Annotated in this window: 21 protein-coding genes and 1 tRNA gene; 9 read left to right on the forward strand and 13 right to left on the reverse strand. The window is 42.3% G+C overall.

What is annotated here, in order from left to right; translation table 11 throughout:
- Positions 1 to 32: 32 nt before the first annotated feature.
- From ABIN91_RS23200 to ABIN91_RS23225, 6 genes are all read right to left on the reverse strand, one after another.
- On the reverse strand, positions 33 to 701 hold the full coding sequence (locus tag ABIN91_RS23200) for a hypothetical protein (protein ID WP_348054008.1): 669 nt from the start codon (positions 699 to 701) through the stop codon (positions 33 to 35).
- A gap of 14 nt (positions 702 to 715) precedes the next feature.
- The gene (locus ABIN91_RS23205; protein ID WP_348054009.1) at positions 716 to 1,666 is read right to left on the reverse strand and encodes a relaxase/mobilization nuclease domain-containing protein; all 951 of its coding nucleotides are present in this window, start codon (positions 1,664 to 1,666) and stop codon (positions 716 to 718) included.
- Entirely contained in the window at positions 1,647 to 2,039 is a 393-nt protein-coding gene (locus ABIN91_RS23210; protein ID WP_348054010.1) for a hypothetical protein, read from the reverse strand. The genes ABIN91_RS23205 and ABIN91_RS23210 overlap by 20 nt, the downstream gene beginning before the upstream one ends.
- 293 nt (positions 2,040 to 2,332) lie before the next feature.
- Positions 2,333 to 2,593, reverse strand: a complete 261-nt coding sequence (locus tag ABIN91_RS23215) for a helix-turn-helix domain-containing protein (RefSeq protein ID WP_348054011.1) — start codon at positions 2,591 to 2,593, stop codon at positions 2,333 to 2,335.
- A 13-nt stretch (positions 2,594 to 2,606) separates the two neighbouring features.
- On the reverse strand, positions 2,607 to 2,876 hold the full coding sequence (locus ABIN91_RS23220; protein WP_348054012.1) for a helix-turn-helix domain-containing protein: 270 nt from the start codon (positions 2,874 to 2,876) through the stop codon (positions 2,607 to 2,609).
- Positions 2,877 to 3,039: 163 nt separating this feature from the next.
- Entirely contained in the window at positions 3,040 to 3,801 is a 762-nt protein-coding gene (locus ABIN91_RS23225; RefSeq protein WP_348054013.1) for a hypothetical protein, read from the reverse strand.
- Between the two features lie 143 nt (positions 3,802 to 3,944).
- Here ABIN91_RS23225 and ABIN91_RS23230 point away from each other — a divergent pair, with 143 nt between their 5' ends.
- Together ABIN91_RS23230 and ABIN91_RS23235 are read left to right on the forward strand one after the other, a co-directional pair.
- Positions 3,945 to 5,867 carry a DUF4852 domain-containing protein gene (locus ABIN91_RS23230; RefSeq protein WP_348054014.1) on the forward strand — a complete coding sequence of 641 codons (1,923 nt, stop codon included), beginning with the start codon at positions 3,945 to 3,947 and terminating at the stop codon, positions 5,865 to 5,867.
- Positions 5,864 to 7,507, forward strand: a complete 1,644-nt coding sequence (locus tag ABIN91_RS23235) for a WG repeat-containing protein (RefSeq protein WP_348054015.1) — start codon at positions 5,864 to 5,866, stop codon at positions 7,505 to 7,507. Before ABIN91_RS23230 ends, ABIN91_RS23235 begins: the two co-directional genes overlap by 4 nt.
- A 91-nt stretch (positions 7,508 to 7,598) precedes the next feature.
- Here ABIN91_RS23235 and ABIN91_RS23240 read toward each other — a convergent pair whose 3' ends face one another.
- Together ABIN91_RS23240 and ABIN91_RS23245 are read right to left on the reverse strand one after the other, a co-directional pair.
- Complete coding sequence (locus ABIN91_RS23240) at positions 7,599 to 8,831, reverse strand: site-specific integrase (protein ID WP_348054016.1); 1,233 nt, start codon at positions 8,829 to 8,831, stop codon at positions 7,599 to 7,601.
- Between the two features lie 309 nt (positions 8,832 to 9,140).
- Positions 9,141 to 9,214, reverse strand: a tRNA-Pro gene (locus ABIN91_RS23245).
- 265 nt (positions 9,215 to 9,479) lie between these two features.
- On the opposite strand from ABIN91_RS23245, the gene ABIN91_RS23250 reads away from it, so the two are divergent.
- The gene (locus ABIN91_RS23250) at positions 9,480 to 10,622 is read left to right on the forward strand and encodes a formylglycine-generating enzyme family protein (RefSeq protein ID WP_348054017.1); all 1,143 of its coding nucleotides are present in this window, start codon (positions 9,480 to 9,482) and stop codon (positions 10,620 to 10,622) included.
- 308 nt (positions 10,623 to 10,930) lie between these two features.
- On the opposite strand, the gene ABIN91_RS23255 is transcribed toward ABIN91_RS23250, so the two are convergent.
- On the reverse strand, positions 10,931 to 11,287 hold the full coding sequence (locus tag ABIN91_RS23255) for a hypothetical protein (protein ID WP_348054018.1): 357 nt from the start codon (positions 11,285 to 11,287) through the stop codon (positions 10,931 to 10,933).
- A gap of 63 nt (positions 11,288 to 11,350) precedes the next feature.
- On the opposite strand from ABIN91_RS23255, the gene ABIN91_RS23260 reads away from it, so the two are divergent.
- Entirely contained in the window at positions 11,351 to 11,905 is a 555-nt protein-coding gene (locus tag ABIN91_RS23260) for a molybdenum cofactor guanylyltransferase (RefSeq protein ID WP_348054019.1), read from the forward strand.
- 1 nt (position 11,906) lies between these two features.
- Here ABIN91_RS23260 and ABIN91_RS23265 read toward each other — a convergent pair whose 3' ends face one another.
- Both ABIN91_RS23265 and ABIN91_RS23270 read right to left on the reverse strand, forming a co-directional pair.
- Positions 11,907 to 12,596, reverse strand: a complete 690-nt coding sequence (locus ABIN91_RS23265; RefSeq protein WP_348054020.1) for a class I SAM-dependent methyltransferase — start codon at positions 12,594 to 12,596, stop codon at positions 11,907 to 11,909.
- A gap of 45 nt (positions 12,597 to 12,641) precedes the next feature.
- Complete coding sequence (locus ABIN91_RS23270) at positions 12,642 to 13,115, reverse strand: DUF4920 domain-containing protein (protein WP_348054021.1); 474 nt, start codon at positions 13,113 to 13,115, stop codon at positions 12,642 to 12,644.
- Positions 13,116 to 13,282: 167 nt separating this feature from the next.
- Between ABIN91_RS23270 and ABIN91_RS23275 the strand changes: the two genes are divergently transcribed.
- The 5 genes from ABIN91_RS23275 (at position 13,283) to ABIN91_RS23295 (ending at position 21,328) form a co-directional block, all read left to right on the forward strand.
- Complete coding sequence (locus tag ABIN91_RS23275; RefSeq protein WP_348054022.1) at positions 13,283 to 13,957, forward strand: response regulator transcription factor; 675 nt, start codon at positions 13,283 to 13,285, stop codon at positions 13,955 to 13,957.
- A gap of 2 nt (positions 13,958 to 13,959) precedes the next feature.
- Positions 13,960 to 15,321: an ATP-binding protein gene (locus ABIN91_RS23280; RefSeq protein WP_348054023.1), complete on the forward strand. Its 1,362-nt coding sequence runs from the start codon at positions 13,960 to 13,962 to the stop codon at positions 15,319 to 15,321.
- A 426-nt stretch (positions 15,322 to 15,747) separates the two neighbouring features.
- Positions 15,748 to 17,013: a TolC family protein gene (locus ABIN91_RS23285; protein WP_348054024.1), complete on the forward strand. Its 1,266-nt coding sequence runs from the start codon at positions 15,748 to 15,750 to the stop codon at positions 17,011 to 17,013.
- A gap of 25 nt (positions 17,014 to 17,038) precedes the next feature.
- Positions 17,039 to 18,136, forward strand: coding sequence for an efflux RND transporter periplasmic adaptor subunit (locus tag ABIN91_RS23290; protein WP_348054025.1), 1,098 nt, complete (start codon positions 17,039 to 17,041; stop codon positions 18,134 to 18,136).
- A 54-nt stretch (positions 18,137 to 18,190) separates the two neighbouring features.
- Positions 18,191 to 21,328, forward strand: a complete 3,138-nt coding sequence (locus ABIN91_RS23295; RefSeq protein WP_348054026.1) for a CusA/CzcA family heavy metal efflux RND transporter — start codon at positions 18,191 to 18,193, stop codon at positions 21,326 to 21,328.
- Positions 21,329 to 21,337: 9 nt separating this feature from the next.
- Here the strand turns inward: ABIN91_RS23295 and ABIN91_RS23300 are convergent, their stop codons facing one another.
- Entirely contained in the window at positions 21,338 to 22,003 is a 666-nt protein-coding gene (locus ABIN91_RS23300; protein WP_348054027.1) for an ATP-binding cassette domain-containing protein, read from the reverse strand.
- A complete protein-coding gene (modB, locus tag ABIN91_RS23305) occupies positions 22,000 to 22,671 on the reverse strand; it encodes a molybdate ABC transporter permease subunit (protein ID WP_348054028.1) in 672 nt (223 codons plus the stop codon). Before modB ends, ABIN91_RS23300 begins: the two co-directional genes overlap by 4 nt.
- Positions 22,672 to 22,690: the final 19 nt, after the last annotated feature.

The raw sequence follows: 22,690 nt of genomic DNA on the forward strand, positions 1-22,690 counted from the left end.
CCCAATAGAAACGGTTCTTTAAATGATTATTGCTATTGTTTTTTGCGTTTCTGTTTTGCTGCTGTTTGGGCTTTTCCTTTTAATTCTTTTAGCTTTTTATCTGCCAGCTTACTTTGGTCGGCGGCCTGTTTCGCTTCAAATGCTGCTTCTGACATCGTTTTCTGTTGATCAATATTAGCCTGTGCTTTTTTAATCAGGCTATCAGCGTCAGTAACATAAGCGCTGTCAATAGCTTTTGCCACATCGGGATAAAAGCCCCTTAAAATAAGAAATTTGTTTGTTTCATCAGCTCTCCGGTTGTTTGCAATCCACAAGCTTATCGAGATGGCAAGCATAATGGCAGTAGCAAGTCCTAATCCTAAAATTGTCCTGATGACAAATTTTGCTTTGGTATCAAACTGAACATTATACCTGACAGGTATTTCTTTAGGTATAGCATTGATTTTTTCGTCAAATCCATTTAGCTGTTTATCAAAACGTTCTAACTGTTTGGTGTTTTCCAGTGTCTTCATTTCAACCATCCCGGATACTTTAGTTTTCAGTTCACCAACTTTAGAGGGTAGGGCTGGCAAATCTAATTCCTCAATTTTAGATTGCCTCTTTTCGAGGTCTGTAACCTTTTTAGCCATACTGTCCATAATCTCTTGCTGTATGTTATTTTCTTCGTGATTTTCCATGTCTTTAGTGTTTTTGTTGTTCATTAATTTGTAATTTACTACCTGCTGATGCCCTGGCTTTGGTCTTGATCGATATCCTGACCCTTTCTTTTTTTCCTGCGGTAGGGATCAGGTTCCGGTTCCGGCGTAATAATTGGAATGCGGCCAAACAAATCAATTACGGACTGGTGGCCGGATTGCTCTTTGACTGACCCCCTGTTTATAACTTCTCTCAATTGCTGCGTTATGGTTGGGCGTTGATCTTCGGCCTGTTTCTGCTGCGCCTGCTGTTCGATCTGTTTGCTTAACCTGCCGTAACTAAGGCTGCGGTCAATCTCTGACCCTTTGAACTTATAATCGCCCTTACTGAAACTGATACCTTGTTTTTCCAACGTACCGCCTTTGTATTTAAACTGCATGCCGATGCCCTGCTTTAAAAGTTCTTGTTTAAGCTCTGCCATGCTTGTAACCTTTTGGCTAACCGCTTTAATGGTATCGTGTAGTTCGTATTTCAGCTTATCAATACCTTTTAGCTGCTGACGGTTAACCTTTTCCTTACCTCGCCCGATGTGCATCCCATGCTTTAAGGTTAGCTCTTTGCTGATCTTCATGTTTTTCAGGTGCTGGAAACTATCAGGAATGGTTTTGCCCTCGTTATTGACCCGGTTATAAACAACATGAATATGTGGGTGCGCCCGGTCTTTATGCTTGACGATCAGTAACTGCGTGTCCTGTATTTTCATTCTTTGCAGGTACTCTTTGGCTATGCTGACCATTTTTTCATCGTTTAACCTTTCCTTATCCTGTGGACTCCAGCTTAACGAAATATGGCCTACGGCCTGACCTAAGCCGGGGTTCATTTTGCGCTGCATATTAAAGTCGACAATGGTGTGCGCAATCTTGTCGATGCGCACGCCATCTGCATATAGAATAGCCGCCTCCTTTTTCAGGACGTTATACTCAATACAACCGCCGAAGCTTTTGCCGGGTTTAGGTATCTTGCCGATCATCGCTGTTAAAATATTTTAATGCCTGGTCTATTTCTATCAGAAGATTACCGCATTTTATGGCAATCGTTAGGATGCCATCCCGATGAGCCAGCTTGGTTAACTGGTTCAGGTTGTTGGCTAATCCGGTCAACATTCGCATGATCTGTAAATCCTCCGGCTTTAAACGTGCCACTACTTTTGCGGCTTTTGCTGCCGCCCTTATCCAATCACTAATACGCATACCCGCGTCTTTAGCTCTCGCCGCAATCAAAAAACGTTCGGTAGCGGTTAACCTGACCTTTACATGCGTTTCACGCCTCACCCTGACTTTTGGCCTGCCGCCTTTGTGTTTTGGTTTATCGGTCTTAACCAATAATTTTTCATTCGTTTCCATACGCCTCACGCTGTCTTGATCTCATCACTTTTTTAATTTTTCCTTTTTGCAACCAGCGGGCGCAAAAAGCAAGTTTGCCGTTCAGCCGTAGGCTGCAACGGAGTTTTTGGGTACCAAAAACACAAACTTGCTTCTTATCGGCAAATGCCTTTTGTTAACGGCCTCCGGCCGGTATAGACATCTATACAGCTATACCGCAAGCGGTATGCTATACCGCCTTTTACCAAAGCTTCGCTTTGGTTTTCGCCCGTTGCTGTTTCCGATGCTTCGCATCGGAGTTGCCATTTTTTCCCTCACCTGCTGTTGCCCTCTAATAGCTTTTCAATGTCCTCTAATTTGTAATAAAGCAGGCCGCCGATCTTGGTATAACGGAGTGTTCCGTTAACTCTCAAATTTTGCAAGGTGCCGGGCGAAATGTTTAGCAGCTTCCTGACCTCGTAACTTTTCAGCCATTGTTTACTTTGTCCCTGACCCGGTTTGATAAGACCCTTGATCTCGCCTAACAAATTCTCTATCCTCCGTAAATCATCTTTGGTGATAAATTCGATGTTCATCTTTTCCTCCTTGTTAATTTTTAGTTTTTTGTTGCATGATTGCGAGTACCTCGCTCATTTTAAAATACACCCGTTTGTGCAGGCGCAAAAAGGGTAATCCCTTTTTCATCCAGTCCGTAAGCGTTACTAACGACACGCCCAATTCCTCGGACAGTTCTTGTTTGGATAATAGCCGTTCATCCTGTGGCGGCTGGCTAGTGCCTGCTCTAAAATGTTCCTGTAATTCTGCCCTGACTGCATCCCTGATACACCGGCTTAGGGCTTCGTGGTTGATTAAATCCATGCCGCAAATGAAAATAAAAAAGCAACGCAGGCGTGACCACGCAGATTTGCGTGGTTAAATTGAGGGTGTTTATAACAAGCTAAGACAAGCTTGTATATGGTTGTAATTTAAGCGGTTATAGCTTGGTAAATGGATGGGCTAATATGGTTAAGTTATGCAAGTTTTAACTCCGCTTCTTGGCGGGAGTAAGTTTAAATAGCTTTAATTCCGGTGGTACTTTGGCGTATTTGATGCCTGGGTCTTTCTTGTTTCCGGGAAAATATCGGCGTAAAGTTTCCAAACTGATCTCATTATTGCCCTCTCTGAAATACTTGGCTATCATCTTGCTCCAAACTATCTGTGTTTGAGAAAAAACAAGTTCTTTGCCCGTGTCCGGCAATAAGGCTTCCTGCGCTTGCAGGCAAATATCTATGAAGCTTAACAGGTAACCGTCCGCAATATTGATAAACTCCTGTGTTTCCAGTTTCCTTGCCGTTTTTAAATCTTCCTTTAATTCGGCAATTTGTAGTTGTTGTTTTCTGATTTCTTCTTGTTGATCGGCAATGATTTCAGGCAATGTCTTTTGGGTATTCCACTGGTCAATAGAGCGGAGATATTTTTGAAACTGTATTAACTTTTCAAGCATTTCCATATCGAGGGCATGACTTGAATTAAACGGGTCTTTGATCTCAATATATCTAATGCGCCTTAATACCACCTGCCAAACAAAAGAAAAAAACTCCTGTTCGCCTTGCGCCTCTTTTCCTAAGAAATATATTAGGTGGTATTGATAAAACTCGGCATATTCTCGTATTGGTAACGTAAAAAGCTTTTTAATAAACAGGTTATCTTCATAGCCTTTCTTTAAGCCAATAAAAACACCAATATCAAATTTATGTGAATGGCGGTCAAAAGCCTCGTGTGGTTTAAAATACTTGTTAGGCATAGTTTCGGTTATTAAGTTGCTATTACATGCTAAACGCCAAATAAAAGTTATAGTTTATTTACTATTTGAACGGAATTTTATTGTTTAATATAATTTGTCAAAAAATATTTATATATATTTGACTCTAAGCAATTTATAACCTTATGGCCTATCCTTCCATGAATTCCTCATCGATAAAAAAAACGCGCGTCGTCTTTTTCGGTTTGTTTCTAATTACATTAATTTTCAACAACCAACAAGCAAGAGCACAAATATTACGTGCTAAGTCTCCAACTTCTATTAATGGATTAACGTATGACGTTTTTTTAAAGATACTTCCCAATTGGGGGAACTCTGTTGATTCCCTATTATTGGCTGTTGACTTTAGATTACTGTGCGTTGACCGGAATGGAAATTATGATAGCTATGAAAAGACCGGAGGAGTATTCTCTTATAACAAAATGTATTTTGGCCGGATAAACAATAATGTAAACGCAAACCGATTTTATTCAACCAGTTGTACGTCACCTAATAGAGCAAATGGGTTTTTAAATAACTACTTTAAGTGTTATCCTGTCTTTAATCCATCTTCAAACACCTACTATGTTTTGCTTTTCAATGGTAATGATAACGAAAACATTAAAATTCAATTTAGAACTGCAAATACCCCATATTTTGTATCACAGCCTTTAGAAATATATCCACAGATCGGCTTAGACACCACTTCTGTAGCAACATGGTTAACAAGCATCAGAAAAACACAGCCTGAAGATAAAGTTCAATACTATAAGAAAGAGTATAAGATGCAGACGAATTTTATTCCAATCGTTTCGGGAGATATTAATTCTGAAGCATTTCCACACGGCAATGGTATTGCTCAATTTCTATCATCTAATTCAGAATTTAAGCTTAAGCAAAATATGGACCTCTATAAAGAAATCCTTCGTTTCAGGTCTGTATACTATCAATATGACGAAAGAAAGCTTAAGTCTGTTCTTCAAGACTTTGATGAAAACTATCCGCAGTACAGTAATAATGAATTCGTACTAAAGGAAAAAATCAATGATTTAGTCAAGCTATTAAGGGCTTGCAAGGAAAAGATAAATCTTGGGGAAATTTTCTATAAGGATATTGACATTGAGATAGGTCAATACGATTTCAATAACAACCGATATAACCTTTTCCGCATGGAATATGGCGATAACTATTATGGCGCGAAAAGGCTTAATAGCGGCGGATTTATGCTAAGTTCAAAAGGAGTAGAATTCTTTTTTAATAATTGGCTACCGTTCAGTCAACTACAAATTAATCCTGATCAAGCGAAGCTGTTTTTAGATAAAATAGGCACGCAAAGACGTATTAAAGAACGTATATATTTTCTTATACAACCCAATGTAGCCATCAACGAAAATGAAGATTTCGAAGGCGTCTTCGCTTATGCCTTAAAGGCGGAAATTTTAAAAGACTGCATCAGCCAACCTGCGGCAACAATAGAGAATACTATAATAAGTAATATCACGTCCCAAGATGTAAAAAGATGTTATACAAACGCTATAAATGAATTAAATGGCGTTTTAGCGCGGACACAATCTGACAATGTACCTTATGTGGACAAATTGAAACCCGGGTATGAAATACTTGCTAATTATAATGTACCATATCCTGATCATTGTGAAAAAGCTTATTTTTTATTAGCGGGAAAATTGGAAAAGACTGCTCCAGGACAGGATATCCTAAAGTTTGCCGTTATTACCAACTATTACTATTTAATGCAAGATGGCTATACCATAGAATTTAAAAATAGCTTAACAAATCAAAGCTACCCGCTGGTCATCACCAAAATTCTCAAATATATGAATGGGCCGCTCGAATTCGAAGTTAAAGCGACAAGGCAGACGGTAGATGCTATGGTGAAATCACAAATCAACGAAATTAATATTCAAGCCGCCGGGCCTCCAAAATATAATGTGGGAACTACATCAACGTGGAATTCGGACTGGTCGATCAATAGCTTTAAACCGCAAACGATAGGTGCTCATTTCAATTCCCCCAATAATTTAAACTCTTTCTTCAGTAAAGGATTATGAAAAAATTACTATTAATTATCATCGCATTTTTTGCGGTAAGTTGTCACAAAAAAGATAGCGTTAATCTAAAACTTATTCCCGTTAAGTCCTCGGATTATTGGGGCTACATTGATAACAACGGAAAAATAATCATCAACCCGCAATTTGCGGCGGCATTTACATTCAATGACGGTTTGGCGTTAGTACAAAATTCAGAGGGAAAATTTGGGTTTATTGGTGAAGATGGGAAATATGTAATTAACGCCGTTTACAAAACTGCCCATGGTTTTTCAGATGGATTAGCGTTGGTAGTCAGAGATAGTTCACAGCTCGAATACATCGGGAAAGACGGAAAAACCGTATTAAATCTACCAGCGCAAATCGACGAGGCTAATAGCTTTTCCGACGGACTGGCACCCGTTAAAAGCAAGGCTTTATATGGATTTATAGACAAATCAGGAAAAATGATAATTCCTTGTAAGTTTAATACTGTAGGCCCTTTCAATGATGGGATGGCAATGGTATCAATTTGGGACAAAAATAACAGGGCAAAATATGGCTATATCAATAAAAATGGTGATCAAATTGTCCCTGTTCAATTTGATTATGCACTAAACTTCAAAAACGGCTTAGCTGCGGTGATGAGTGGCAAACAATATGGTTTTATTGATGCGAAAGGCAATTATGTAATTAATCCCCAATTTGAATGGGTATCTAATTTCGACGGTGATTATGCAAGCATACAGCAGGGAAATTTGTTTGGATTTATTGACAAAAGCGGCAAAATAATCATAAATCCTCAATTCAAATCTTCGAGTAGTTTTGCTGACAATGGTTATGCTGCTGTTCAATCAACTGATAACAAATATGGGTACGTCGATGAAAAAGGCGGTTACCAAATTAACCCACAATTTGATTATTCATCATCGTTTTATAATGATATAGCTTTTGTTAAGATCGCTAATAAATATGGACTGATCGATAAGGCGGGTAAGATTGTCGTTAACCCGCAATTCGATGAAATTTCGGTAGATAAAGACAATGGTCTTGACGTTCAAAGTGACTTTTTGGACATTAAGGCGATTGTCGATGTGATATTAAAAGGTTCAACGAAGAACGGCTTCTTCGGAATTAATGCTACTTCAACATACGAAACCTTAAATAAAGAGTTTCCAGTCATGACAAGCAATACTGTATCCAATGTTAGTTTAAACGAAATTATTTCTAATAGATATATTGAAAGACCTTTTTTAAACCTGAACTTTAATAATTTGTTCACCTATACGAATACGACTACAAATCAACAAGTTTATAATCCTGCTTCTGGCGGATATGTGTCGCAGCCGGTTGTAACCGGTCAACAAGCTTCGCTTAACCCAAATGCACAAGTATCGTTAGCCACGTTTAATTATTACTTGAAAGACTTGGCATTTAAACGAAGAAACGACATTCTAAATGCCATTTATAATAGGTTAAAAGTATTGTGGAATGTTCAGGATGGGCCGCTTACCGATTCAACAGGAGGAGGGATAATGAGGACATTAAAAACAAATGATTTCGTAATTATCTTAGATGATACAAATCAAAATCAGTTGATTATATCTATCACATTTAACAATGCTAATACTAATAATATAACGATGGCGGATGAAAATGGGTGAGAGAGAGGTGAATTCATCGCCCTTTTTTGAGATTTCTGTTCATACAGAAAACTTGCGGTCACAAATTGTGACCGCAAGCAAAATTTATTTTTTAATGCGCTTGCAGGCGGGCACTTAAAGCAGCCATATCATCATTGATTTTGCTCTCTACTACTTTAGCGTAAATCTGCGTAGTTGTTAATTTGCTATGACCAAGTAATTTACTCACCGTTTCGATGGGCACGCCGTTGGTCAATGTAACAGTTGTTGCGAATGTATGTCGGGCAATATGAAAAGTAAGCGGTTTAACAATGTCGCACATATCGGCTATTTCCTTTAAATAGCTGTTTAGCTTCTGATTGCTAAGCGTTGGCAATACCTTTCCTTCGGCTAATGCTTGTGGATGCCCTTTGTATTTTTCTATGATCGCTAAAGCTTTAGGTAACAATGGTACTCTTACCGCCTCATTGGTCTTCTGCCTGTTGGTCGCAATCCAAATGTTATTCTCGGATTTTTCGATCAGGTTGGCTGGTGTTAGATTAAATACATCAATATAAGCCAGTCCAGTGTAGCAACTGAAAATAAAAAGGTCTTGAACTACTTGTAACCGGACAATGTTGAATTTCTTGGCTTCAATCCTTGCCAGTTCGTCTTTGGTTAAGTATTCCCGTTCTACCTTATCAAACTTCAACTGGTAGGCGTGAAAGGGGTTGCGGTCTATCCATTCCAACCTTACAGCAAGATTGATCATCTTGCAAAACCTCTCGATGTGTTTCATCAGGCCGTTGTTATTCAGGCCTTTCTGGCCTTTCTCCGGCGTTCTGTTGCGTAGATAGTACTCGAAGTCCGTGATAAACTTGTAACTCAACTCGGACAGGTATTTATCACTGGTCTTAAACCGTTCTTTGATAAACTCTTTAATATACTTCTGCGTTGTATAATAGTTCTTCATCGTGCCTGGCTCCAATAGCTGCCCTTGATCGGAATTATGATATTCCATTAATTTACACAGTGTAAACTCGGTTTGATCTTCCCCTGTAAATTTATCCTTTACCAGTTCTGCGGTAATTAGCTTCTTTTGCAATAAAAGCCCCTGATAACTTTCTACGATGCCGGAACGGTATTGCTCCAAATAGTTGTTGAGTTTTACAATTTCCTCCCTACTGCCTCTTGCCATACCTTTATTGGCATTCCAGTTATCCTGCTCAATGGAGCGTTTAACCGATAAGTCAATCCTACTTCCATTTACAGTGATCCTTGCATAGATGGGGGCTTTGCCGTCATTTGTGGCTTTATACTTTCTTAAATAAAAGATAACGCCAAAGGTGTTGTTCATTGTTTTCATATTCGTCAATTATTAAGTTACAAATAGCAATAGATTGACGGTCTTTAGCGGCTTTTGCAATAGGGGCAATCTGCCGGGTTTTTAAGGGCGCTATAAAGGGCACTAAAAACCATCAAAATAAACTAATTAATCAATTGACTATCAAATACTTAATGCGATATTTGTGCCCAAATATAAATTTAAAATTTGGGGCACCGAATAGGGCACATTTTCCTTGATATAACTTGAATGAATTGGGCTTGAATAAAACAAAAAAGCCTCTAAATCATAGATTTAAAGGCTTTTTGATACTGGTTGGTATCGCTTAAGTCGGGATGGCAGGATTCGAACCTGCGGCCTCCACATCCCAAATGTGGCGCGATACCGGGCTACGCTACATCCCGTTTGTTTTCGTTTGGGATTGCAAAGGTACAAGATTAAACCTCTTTTGCAAATTGTATTTGAAAGATTTTTACAGCTTTTTTTATAACTATTCAATATCGCTTAAATTTGCTCTGATTTTCAGAGCTTTAAAAATTTTAATAAAAAAAATATTTTTTGCTCCAGTTGTAAATATCATAACCAAGGCAAATTGTGCCTGTAGATTACCTTGATGAGTAATTATCAAACCTTGCAGTAATTCATTAGTTTTGATACTGTATGTATACTATGTTTCAAAGAACATCATTCATTATAGTAGGTAGCTTAATAATCGCTATTATTTCCTGTAAGCCAAAGCAACAACCTTCGGCTGCTAAACCCGCTATCCCTGCACTTTCTGCCGATCATAAAGGTGTGGTATGTACCCAATCAAACATTCCTAAACGCTTTACCGCGCTAAAAATACCGGCCGATACCCAGCAAACCACAACCGGCAATACATCGCACAAAGGAATGGTTTGGATTAACGCCGGAACCTATCAAATGGGAGCCGATAACAAGCAGGCCGCTCAGGACGAATACCCAAAACACAAAGTTACTATTGATGGCTTCTGGATAGATCAAACCGAAGTAACCAATAACCAATTCACGGCCTTTGTTAAAGCAACCCACTACATCACTACAGCCGAACAAAAACCCGATTGGGATGAAATGAAAAAGCAACTTCCACCCGGTACTGCCAAACCCGATGAAAGCCTGCTTGTGCCCGCTGCATTAGTATTTACTCCACCCAAACATCCGGTTAATTTAAACGATTACGGCCAGTGGTGGTCGTGGAAAACCGGAGCAAGCTGGCAGCATCCGCATGGTTCGGGTAGCAATATTGCCGGTAAGGGCAATTACCCGGTTATCCACGTGTCATGGTATGATGCGCAAGCCTATTGCAAATGGGTGCACAAACGCTTGCCAACGGAAGCGGAGTGGGAGTGGGCGGCAAGGGGCGGTCTGGCAAACAACGTTTACCCCTGGGGCAACGAAGGCGTAAACACCGGAAAGATCAAAGCCAACACCTGGCAAGGCAGCTTCCCCGATAAAAACACCATGACCGATCGGTTTTATGGAGCAGCCCCGGTCGCCTCATTCGCGCCCAATGGCTACAAACTTTATGATATGGCTGGCAACGTATGGGAGTGGTGTGCCGATAAATACGCTCCCGATTACTACAGCCAAAGCACCAACGCCAAAAACCCGCAAGGCCCCGCAAAAAGCTACGATCCTGATGAGCCCTATGCCACCAAACGTGTAACCCGTGGTGGTTCGTTCTTATGTAACGATAGCTACTGCTCCGGCTACCGCGTATCCCGCCGCATGAAAACCACCGAAGATAGCGGCATGGAAAACCTGGGCTTTCGCTGCGTAAGCAACAAATAACACCAATAACCAAATTAACAAACGGGGGGAAATAGTAGGTTTTTAATAACAAGCATATTTCTATACAGCATTTAATTCTTCAATCATTACCAGGGGGAAATAGTAAGAAATTTGAGGAATACTATTTTATTCTTCAATTTCATTCAGCCACCAAAAGGAGGGGGATAAAGTAAGATTTTCATTCAATCATTCCGGCATTCAATCCTTCAATCATTAATGAGGGGGAAATAGTAAGAAATTTTTAAAGAACATCAGCAATCACTCCGCTAATACATAAATATACAAAAAATACCTCAAAAAGGCATTAACTATTTCTTATTGGCTAACGGATTTTCATAATTATCACTCTGGTCTTCCGTTACATTATCCAAACATTTAAAATCCTTCTCCACCAGTAAATACAAGCCGCTGCTATCCTTGTTGTCAAAGCCAACACGCTCAGTATTGGTCCATTCATTTGCCAAATGTTCAGGTACAGATAGTTGGATGATGTTATTCTTAAAACTAACCGCCAACTCATCGCATAGCACCCGCTCCAAAATATAGGTAAGTTGTTCATCGCCAATTTGCACAGTTTCTTTTGCTATCCCCTCGCTGGCAAAGCGTTCCACCTCGGTACGTGTTAACCTGTAGCGTAATGAATTATTCCCGATCCGTATTTTCATCCTATAATATTTATGTGCCGAATAAATAGCTAAATTAGCCAATTCAATATCAATAACACAGTAATGGAAAAATTGTTGGGTGTAGTAATGTGCGGCGGCCAAAGCCAACGGATGGGCACCGATAAGGGTCTCATCAAACAGGGCGATGCAACCTGGGCGCAACTCATATTCAATAAACTTAAACAGTTCAATATCCCCGTTGTGGTTTCTATCAACCCAACCCAAACCGCAACCTATTCTTCCATTTTTAACGCCACTGATCTGGTCACAGATGCAATGGATATCCCCGGCCCGCTCAATGGGATATTAAGTGTACATGCCAGCTATCCTAACAATGATCTGCTTATTTTAGCTTGCGATATGATCGATATGGATTATCCGACGTTAAAACAATTGGTCGATATCCAAACAACAGACTCTGGCTATAATTATTATGCTTACAACAACGGTGAGTTTTTTGAACCGCTCTGCGCGCTATACACTGCAAGGGGCTTAAATACAATTTCGCAAACCGGTTTAAGTAACTACAGCTTGCAAACAGTATTAAATAACGGGAATACTAAACGATTGGAGATTACCAACGCCAAGGCCTTCAAAAATCAAAACAACAGGGAGTAAATTAACTAAAAGTTAGCCTTACTAAATACTGGTCATATTCATCCTCAAACAGTATTTCAACAATCCAGCCTTCTTTGGTAGCCATATTAGTTAAAGTTTGTTGATCAATGTATAACCAATTAAACCAGTCAGTTTTTTGGTCCTTATATTCATACTGATAGCTCAACTCGCCATAGTATTGATCACCTTCCGGGATGTCGTCCTCATACAGATAAGCAATGTCTGATGAATCAAACAACAGCTGTCCTCCCGGCTTTAATAAGGTTTTAAAATGAGATAAGAGGTTCCTCAAATTATCCAGGCTTCCGGCAAGGCCAATGCCGTTCATCAATAGTAGCAGCGTATCATATTTACTTTCGCGATAAGCGAAAATATCAACCTCAACAGCATCAAACACCCCCCGGTCTTTCATTACCTTAACCCCCATGCCCGATATATCCAGCGCGGTTACATCAAAGCCTAGTTGTTGTAAATACAATGCATGGCTACCGGCTCCGGCGCCAATATCAAGCACCTTGCCGCGGCATTCTTTCAGGGCAATCAATTCTAATTCGGGCATTTCATCCGGCGTCCTGTAAAAGGTCTCAACAGGCATTTCTTCTTTGGGGCCATAGTGGTTATGTATCCAAAGGGTATCCGGGTTATTCTGAAAATAAAGATCGTGTAAAGCTTGCCCTAAAATATCTTTCATTACAATGCTTTACACAATTCTTATATATACTGGAAAAAAATCTAATTACTGAACAACCAAAACCCCGTCGGCCATAATTTTGATATCCTTTTTAGGCGCAACAATGCTCGTGATCTCGTCTTTAGTTTTACCCGCGTCGGCGGCGTAGTGGCGCAGTTGCGCAACCGATGTTTCGCTCACCTTAGCAACCCCCTCAACAACCACGTTTTTACCCACAATGTTTTGCGGCATAAAGTAAGCATAATCAGTAAATTGAACCATTATCGGGCTGCCATTGGCTTGTTTCAGTTTCATAAAGCAACCCTTTTTGGTGCAAACCTCAACAACTTCGCCGCTAATTTTACCGGTATAAACCGAATCTTTACTCAATGTAGTCGCCAATACAGGCACCGCTATAGCTTTATCTGCCGTAACCGTTTTTCCGTAAGTAACTCCCGGCGCGGCCGGCGTAATTTTGCTTTGCGCGAAGCTTAAAGTGCTTATTAAAACGCATGCAACCAACAATAAACTAAATTTCATATGGCTAATAATTTAAGGTCAAATACAAATTTAGGTTTTATTTGCCAATTACGATGCTTTAAGCATCAAACTTTTAACTCCCCCTTACGTGAAAATTGTGTTACGTACACGTATTACTATTTGCCTGATGAACAATAATGCCATATTTGTAAAATAATCCCGAAACAATGAATCGCATTTGCCTTGTAGAAGATGAGCATAAAGTATCCGCCTTTATCAAAGCCGGCCTCGAAGAGAACGAATACCTGGTTAACGTAGCTACCGACGGCGCCCGCGGCATAGAGCTGATAGAAAACAACAATTACGATCTGCTCATCCTTGATGTAATGCTACCCCTTATAAGTGGTATCGAAGTTTGCAAAAAAGTGCGTGCCACCAACCCCCAGGTTCCCATACTCATGTTAACCGCCCTGGGCGCTGTTGATGATAAAGTTGCCGGGTTAAAAGCAGGTGCCGACGATTACCTGGTCAAACCTTTCCACTTTAACGAATTACTCGCCCGCATAGAAGCCCTGCTACGCCGCCAAACTGCCGTACGCAGCGAAACCGAAGTACTTAAATTTGCCGATCTGGAATTGGATACTGACAGTAAAACAGCCTTGCGTGCAGGCAAAACCATAACCCTTACCGCTAAAGAATACGCCCTGCTAGAGCTCTTTTTGCGCAATCAGGGCAAAATTCTAAGTCGCCAATACATTGCCGAACGCGTGTGGGGTATAGGCTTTGATACCGGTACCAACACCATTGATGTATACATCAGCTTTTTGCGCAACAAGGTCGAAAAGGGTTTTGATGGTAAGCTTATTCACACCGCCATTGGCATGGGATACATCATGAAATAATAATGAAAATAAAGGATCGCCTTTCCTTATATTTTACCTCGCTCAGTATCATTATTTTGCTGGTGGGGATAGGGTCGGTTTATTTCACCATCCTCGGTATTTTGCGTACCGAGTTTATTAACCGCTTAAAAGACAGGGCCACCGTAGTAGCCCAACTCTATCTCAAGGCCGACGAGATTTCGCAGGATTCTTTAGCCGTTGTGCGTGATAAATATCTCGAAAAGATGCCTACCGAGATCATCCGCATTTACGATTCGAAAAATAAAGCCACCTTCATTCCCGAAAAAACATCGCACTGGGACGAAAGAACCGTCGAAAGGGTACGCCACAACGGTCACCTCGAATACATGAATGGCGACAGGCAGGTAGTTGGCTTGTTCTTTGAAGATAACCAGGGCGATTTTGTAGTACTGGCCTCTGCCCATGATTCCGCCACCGATCAGCGCATGCAAAACCTGCTCGAAACTATGATCATCATCTTCCTGATCATTATTGTCCTCTGTTTTCTGGCAAGCAGGGGCGTGGCCAGCCGTTTGCTTTCGCCGATAAACCAGGTAATAAGCCGTATGCAAACCATCCGCGCCAACAACCTCAATATGCGTGTTGACGAAGGTACAGGTAACGACGAGATCAGCCAGCTGGCCCGCAATTTCAACAACCTGCTCGAGCATCTCGAAAACGCCTTCGAACTCCAAAAAACCTTCGTAGCCAATGCCTCGCACGAGCTACGCACCCCCATAACCAGCATCATCGGCGAAGCCGAAATAGCCCTTGGCAAACCCCGCGAAGCCGAAGAATATCAAAGGGTGCTGCGCTCCGTATTGGTTGATTCAGAACGCCTCGACCATACCATAACCGCCTTACTGGAGCTCGCCGAAATTGATATGGACTTTTCACGCGCCACCTTAAGCCCCGTACGCATAGACGAAATACTCTGGGAGCTTTGGGCCTACTGGAACGAAAAGCTGGCCCCCAACTCGTTATTTATCGAAATGGCCAACATTGCCGATGATGAAAGATCACTCATTATCACCTGCAACAAATCTTTAATGTACATAGCCCTAAACAACATCATATCAAACGCCTTCAAATTCTCGGGCAACCAACCTGTTAAATGTGTATTAAACTCCACCGGAAAACAGATCAACATCGATACCGAAGATAGCGGCCTCGGTATCAACACCGAAGAACTCGCCAATCTAATCAAACCATTCTACCGCTCAAAAAGCACCTCCCAATTCCCCGGCCATGGCTTGGGCCTCTACATCGCCAGCAGCATCATCTCCCTCTACAACGGCAAACTAACCGTAAAACCCGCCCCGGAAAAAGGAACAGTATTTTCTATCCAGTTTACACTGATATAATCAATACTGAGATAAATCACCTAAACTAAAAGTGATGGCCTTCGTGCGATTCCCTCCCAACGGGAGGGTGTAGGGAGGGGTTTTTCCACGCGATAAATATACTATAGAAAAGGGGTAGCCAATAAACAAAGCGCAAGCCAAGTGCAATTCCCTCTTGAGAGGATTGTATGTCTCCACCTACCAAAACTCCCCACTCACCATTCCCCACTCACCAACTTTTTTAATCCCGTTTTAACTCCTTTTTAACGCCCTTTTAATGCCCTCAAAGGCATTTCAACATAGCTTTGTTCCAACAAAAACCACAAGCAATATTCGATAAAATTATACCTGATTAATTTAAGTTGAATAAGAGATCGGTCGGGTATGCCAGACTGGTGACTGGTGTATCCCGATCGTCTCTTTATGGTTATTTCTCCAAAAAACGATATGAATATACTCCGGATAAGTGTGGTAGCAATAATATGCCTGACAGGATCAGCGTTAAGCACCCAGGCCCAAACCGATACCTTGCGAATTGATTTTAAAGAGGCCGAAAACCTCTTCCTTAAAAATAACCTGAGCCTGCTTGCGCAAAAGTATAATGTAGAAGCAACCAAGGCCTTAACAGATCAGGCTAAATACTGGGATAACCCAACCTTGAGTACCGATCAGAACATTCACGATGGTAACGGTAAATTCTTCGACCATTCCAACGGCAACGGGCAGATTTATGCCCAGCTAACCCAGCTATTTAAAACAGCCGGAAAGAGAGGCAAAGAGATCCAGGTAGCCAAAGATGATGCCCGCATTCAGCAAGCCGAATTTAACGATTTACTGCGCAACCTGCACTACAACCTGCAACTGGATTTTGCCCAACTGGCTAACCTAATCCAGCAAAGCAAAGTTTATACAACCGAGATCAGTTCGGTTAACAACTTAATATCGGGCGTAAGTAAATCCTACGGTGTAGGTAATTCATCGCTGAAGGATGTGATTCGTTTAAAGGCCCTGCTCTACAGCTTAGAGAATGATCTGACCGAAAACAACCGTCAGTTAAATGATCTGCAAAGTCAATTGAAAACTTTATTGGCAACCAACCCAACAGTTTACATCATACCAAAAGTTGAAGTTAACATAATTGATGTTGACTTAAATACCAGTAATCTGATAGAAGCCGCCAAAACCAACCGTGGCGATTACCTGAGTGCGCAATACCAGTATGATCAGGCCGGTCATAAACTTGCCCTCCAAAAAGCACAAGCCATTCCCGATGTAACCGTAGGGGTGGAGTACGATAAAAACAGCAGCTACGCGCCAAACTATTGGGGCCTGACCATTGGTTTGCCACTGCCGCTTTTCAACCGTAACCAGGGCAATATCAAATCGGCCAAATCAACTATCCAAAGTCTGCAATCAACCTATAAAAATAGTGAGCTGCAGTTACAAAACGATGTGGTATCGGCCATCAATCAATATAAATTAAGCCAGCAAATGCTATCAGCCAACCAGATCGATTTTTATCAGCAGTACGATCAATTGTTCGATAACATGTTCAAAGCTTACAAAGAACGGCAGATCAGCCTGGTTGAGTTTATCGATTTTTTTGATTCCTATAAAGATACCAAGCTCAAGGTCATCGGTCAGCAATACAACCTGCAAAAAGCCATTGCCGACTTGAACTTCAGCGTAGGCGCAACCATAATTCACCCTTAATAATTTATAATCTCAATATAAACAAATGAAAAGAGAAGCAGCCATTGTCAGTCTCTCCGCAATCATATTTTTAGCTGCCTGCAAAGAGCAAAAAACAGCCGATACCGATAATAAACAGGTATGTATTACCGACTCGTTAGCTAAAATGATCACGATGGATACCGTTAAAATGTCGACCATTAAAAACGAGCTGGCCTTATCAGGACAAGTCTCTTTCGATGATAACCATGTGGTGAAAATCTACCCGTTCTCAAGCGGACAGGTAGTTGATGTTAAAGTATCCTTAGGCGATAGGGTAAGCGCGGGCCAAACCTTAGCCACCATTAAAAGCGCCGATGTAGCCGGTAACTATTCCGACTTATCATCCGCCAAATCCGATATCGCCATCACCAAACGCCAGCTATCCCAAACGGAATACCTCTACAAAAATGGCATAGCCAGCGAACGTGATTATACCGAAGCGCAAGAGAACTACAACAAAGCCGTAGCCGCCGACCGCAAAATTCAGCAGCAGATCAGCATCAACGGCCACGGCAGTACCAATGCCACCGGCGAATATGTATTAAAAGCCCCAACCAGCGGTTACATTGTTGAGCGCACCGCCAACCCGGGTAGCTTTATCCGTCCGGATAACGCCGCTTCGCTGTTCACTATTTCGGATATGAAGGATGTTTGGATCTGGGCCAACGTGTTTGAATCGGATATATCCAAGGTTAAAAAAGGCTACGATGCGCAAATAACCACGCTGGCTTATCCTGGCAAGGTTTTCAAAGGCAAGGTTAACGATCTAAGCTCGGTGCTCGATCCGGATAGCAAGGTAATGAAGGTAAAGATCACCCTGCCCAATACCGACATGTTATTGAAGCCGCAAATGTTCACCAACGTGGTCATCAGCAATACCGAAGCGCAGCAATCAGTAGCTATACCCGCCGCCGCCGTCATATTCGATAGCAGCAAAAACTACGTGGTGGTTTATAAAGATAAATGCCATTTGGAAGTGCGCGAAGTATCGGTAATTAAAACGGTTGATAGTATCACTTATATCGCATCGGGCTTAAAACCGGGCGAGGTATTGATCTCGAAAAATCAATTGCTGCTATATAATGCTTTGGTTGACGAATAGCAGGCTTTATAAACCAATTTTCAATAAGAAACTCTTGTCCCCGAAAGGATCATTATGAATAAGCTCATTAAAAACATCATATACTTCTCGTTAAGGCACCGCTACCTGGTGTTCTTTTTAACGGGCGTACTGGCGGTTTTAGGCGTGTGGAGCTACCTCAATACCACGGTAGAAACCTTCCCCGATGTAACCAATACCCAGATCATTATTATAGCCCAATGGCCTGGCCGCAGTGCCGAGGAGGTGGAGAAGTTTATTACCGTACCAATGGAAGTGGTGCTGAATTCGGTACAAAAAAAGGCTAATCTCCGTACCACCTCTGCATTCGGTTTATCCTACGTCCGCATTATTTTTGATGATGATGTGGATGATGCTTTCGCGCGCCAGCAGGTACTAAGCCGGTTAGTCAATGCCGATTTACCCGATGGCGTAAAACCAGAAATAGAACCGCCCTATGGCCCAACCGGCGAGATCTATCGCTATACCCTTAAAAGCAAAACCAAATCCATCCGTGAGCTTACCGCCATTCAGGATTGGGTGCTGGATCGCCAGTTCAAATCCATCCCCGGCGTAGCCGATGTAAACAGCTTTGGCGGCGAAGAGAAAGCTTACGAGGTAAGCGTAAACCCGGCCTTACTCCAAAAATATGGACTAACATCGCTGGATGTTTACACCGCCCTGAGTCGCAGCAACATCAACGTAGGTGGCGATGTAATTGAAAAGAACGATCAGGCTTACGTAGTACGCGGCATCGGTGTGATCAATAACATCACCGAGATGCAGAACATCATCATCAAAAACGTAAATAACGTACCCATCCTCACCCGCGATGTGGCCGATATCCACGAAAGTGGCTTGCCGCGATTAGGCCAGGTTAGCCGCGATACCGCGAAGGATGTGATAGAAGGCATCATTGTAATGCGCAAAGGTGAAAACCCGGCGGAGGTATTAGATGGAATCCGTGCCAAAGTAAAAGAACTCAACACCTCGGTACTCCCCAAAGGCGTAAAGATCGATACCTTTTACGATCGTACCAACCTGATGGATTACTGTACCGAAACCGTGATCCATAACCTGTGCGAAGGAATCATCCTGGTCACAGTTATCGTATTCCTCTTCATGGCCGATTGGCGCACAACTATAACCGTAGCCATCATCATCCCGCTATCGCTGCTCTTCGCCTTTATTTGTATGCATATCAAAGGCATGAGCGCCAATTTATTATCGATGGGGGCGGTTGATTTTGGTATCATCATAGATGGGGCCGTGGTGATGGTGGAGGGTATTTACGTCGCGCTCGATCATCGGGCCAAAGAGGTTGGTATGGATAAGTTTAATAAGCTGGCCAAGCTCAGCCTCTTTAAAAACGTAGGTGCCGAAATGGGGAAGGCTATTTTCTTCTCTAAGCTCATCATCATCACCTGTTTGGTGCCTATTTTTGCGTTCCAAAAAGTGGAGGGTAAAATGTTTTCGCCACTGGCTTATACTTTAGGTTTTGCTTTATTGGGCGCGTTGATATTTACGCTCACACTGGTGCCTGCTTTGTCAAGTATTCTGCTCAAAAAAAATGTAAGAGAGAAACATAATGTTGTTGTTTCCTTTTTCGAGAACGGCATTCGCAAAATGTTCGGATACACCTATCGCAATCCTAAATTAAGCCTGCTCATCGCCTTTATATTTATGGCCTTAACCTTTGCTTCCGCGAAGTTTTTAGGAACCGAGTTTTTACCCGACCTAAACGAAGGCGCCCTTTGGGTTGAAGCCGAACTGCCGATGAGCGTATCCCTCAAACAAGCCGAAAGCATCAACCAAAAAATGGTGCAGATCCTCTCCAAATACCCCGAGGTAAAGCAAACACTCGCCCAGGTTGGTCGTACTAACGACGGTACCGACCCCAAAGGTTTCTTCGATGTACAGATCCAGGTCGACCTGAAAAACAAAAAAGAATGGCGCGCCGGTTTAACCGAAGATGAATTGATCGATCAAATGGATGGTCAGCTTAAAAAGCTCCCCGGCATCGTATATAATTATTCGCAACCTATCCGCGATAACGTGGAAGAAGCCGTAGCGGGAGTAAACGCCTCAATGGCCGTTAAAATATTCGGTGCCGATTTTGATGTGCTCGATAAAAAGGCCGATCAGGTAATGGCCGTATTAAAGCACGTTCGCGGTATTGAAGATTTAGGTGTATTGCGTAACCTGGGTCAGCCCGAGTTTAGGATAGAGCTCGATCAGCAAAAAATGGCGCTTTACGGCGTAAGCACTGCCGATGCCAATTCGGTTATCGAAATGGCCATAGGCGGTAAGGCCGCCACCCAACTTTTTGAAGGTGAGCGCAAGTTTGATATCCGCGTACGTTACCAAAGGCAGTATCGCGATACGCAAGAGAAGATAGAAAACCTGATGGTACCAACCTTAAACGGTTCCAAAATAGCCATTAAAGAAATTGCCAGTATTAAAGAGCTCACCGGCCCGGCATTTATCTATCGGGATAACAATACGCGCTACATCGCTGTAAAATTCTCAGTACGCGAGCGTGACCTGGGTAGCACCATTGCTGATGCACAGCAACAGGTAAACAAAGCCGTAAACCTGGATCAGGGCTACTTTTTCACCTGGAACGGCGAGTTTGAAAACCAGATCCGTGCTTCCAAAACATTATCGCACGTAGTGCCTATCTGTCTATTGGTTATCTTCCTTATCCTGTTCATGATGTTCGGCAACGTTAAAGATGCCTTCCTGGTTATCCTCAATGTACCATTCGCTTTAATAGGAGGGATATTGGCCCTGCATATTACAGGTATCAATTTCAGCATCTCCGCAGGTATCGGTTTCATTGCCTTATTCGGCGTATGTATCCAGAATGGCGTTATCCTCATCTCCGTATTCAAAAAGAACCTCGAAGAAGGCAAGCACCTCGACGAAGCTATTTTAACCGGAGTAATATCCCGCGTTCGCCCGGTAGTAATGACGGCCCTTATGGCCGCCATCGGCCTCATGCCCGCCGCCATGTCAACCGGTATAGGTTCCGAAACTCAAAAACCATTAGCCATAGTAGTAATAGGCGGCCTGGTTACATCAACCATCCTAACCTTGCTGATACTACCGGTTATCTACAGCATGTTCTACAAACTCATCCACTATCGCGAAAACAGGAAACTATTAAGGAAAATGGGTATGGTAAGCAAGTAAATAAGCCCCCTAACCCCCTAAAGGAGGAACCAAAGAAGAAAATGTAATGCCCCCATGCTTTTCAAAAGCTCCCCCTTTAGGGGGTTGGGGGGCCTCTGCGTTATAGTCATGGCTCACTATTAATGCAGTACATCCCAACTCAACAATTAACCCTTTCAACTCACTAATAATAACCCCGCGCATATCCATATCCAATGCCGAAAACGGTTCGTCCATCAACAACAACTTCGGCTTAATAGCCAAAGCCCGTATAATAGCCAATCGCTGCTGCTGCCCTCCCGATAGGTACTCCGGTTTATGCTTAACTAATGTTTCCAACCGCCCAAAATGCAATAGTCTGTCAATCCACACCTTATCATCTGTAGCATATTGCAAATGCTCCAAAGCCGTCATGTTAGGGAAAAGGGCATAGTTTTGGAATACAAAACCAACCTGTCTTTTTTGTGGTGGTAAACTATACCCTGCATTCGTATCCTGCCAAAGCACATCATTAACCGTTATCTTGCCCTTTTCGGGGATAACCAACCCGGCAATAATTTTAAGCAGCGTAGTTTTACCACAGCCCGATGCACCATAAACCTTAGTGATGCTGCCCTCGGCTATTTGCGTATTTATCCGCAAAATAGTGTGCCCCTCGTAAGTACGCATCTTCTTCTCTATATCAATAGCTATCATTCTAACGGACTTTTGGCCTTATGCCGGTTAAAAATAAATACAGCCATCACAATAACAAAAGTAAACGCGAACAGCACCAGCGAGTAATTATTGGCGCTCGTATAATCCATACTCTCCACGGCGTCATAAATAGCTATCGAAGCCACCCGTGTACTACCCGGAATGTTCCCGCCTATCATCAGCACTACACCAAACTCGCCCAGGGTATGCGCAAACGTGAGTACAATAGCTGTTAACAGCGATGCCCGGATGTTAGGCAAAAGCACCTTCCGGAAGGTTTCCATCTTACTTTTCCCGAGCGTATATGATGCCTGCGAGAGCGATAAAGGCAAACCCTGCAAAGCCGATTTAATAGGTCCTATCATAAATGGCATACTATAAATAACCGATGCCAAAACCAATCCGGGGAACGAGAACACGAACTGCACATCAAACTGATCCGACAGCCATCGGCCCAAGCCACGTTGCGGACTAAAAGCCAGCAACAAATAAAACCCCAATACCGATGGTGGCAAAACCAGCGGCATAGTAATAATAGCCTCAATAACGATTTTAACCAACCCGCGCCCCCGCGATAGCCAATAAGCCAACGGCAAGCCAAACACAAGCAGTATGGCAGTGGTGATACCGGCAAGCCTTAATGTTAACCAAATAGGCCCCCAGTCCATTAGCGAAGAGTGATTTTAA

The sequence above is a fragment of the Mucilaginibacter sp. genome (assembly GCF_039921305.1).
In the GTDB taxonomy this organism is placed as follows: Bacteria; Bacteroidota; Bacteroidia; order Sphingobacteriales; family Sphingobacteriaceae; genus Mucilaginibacter.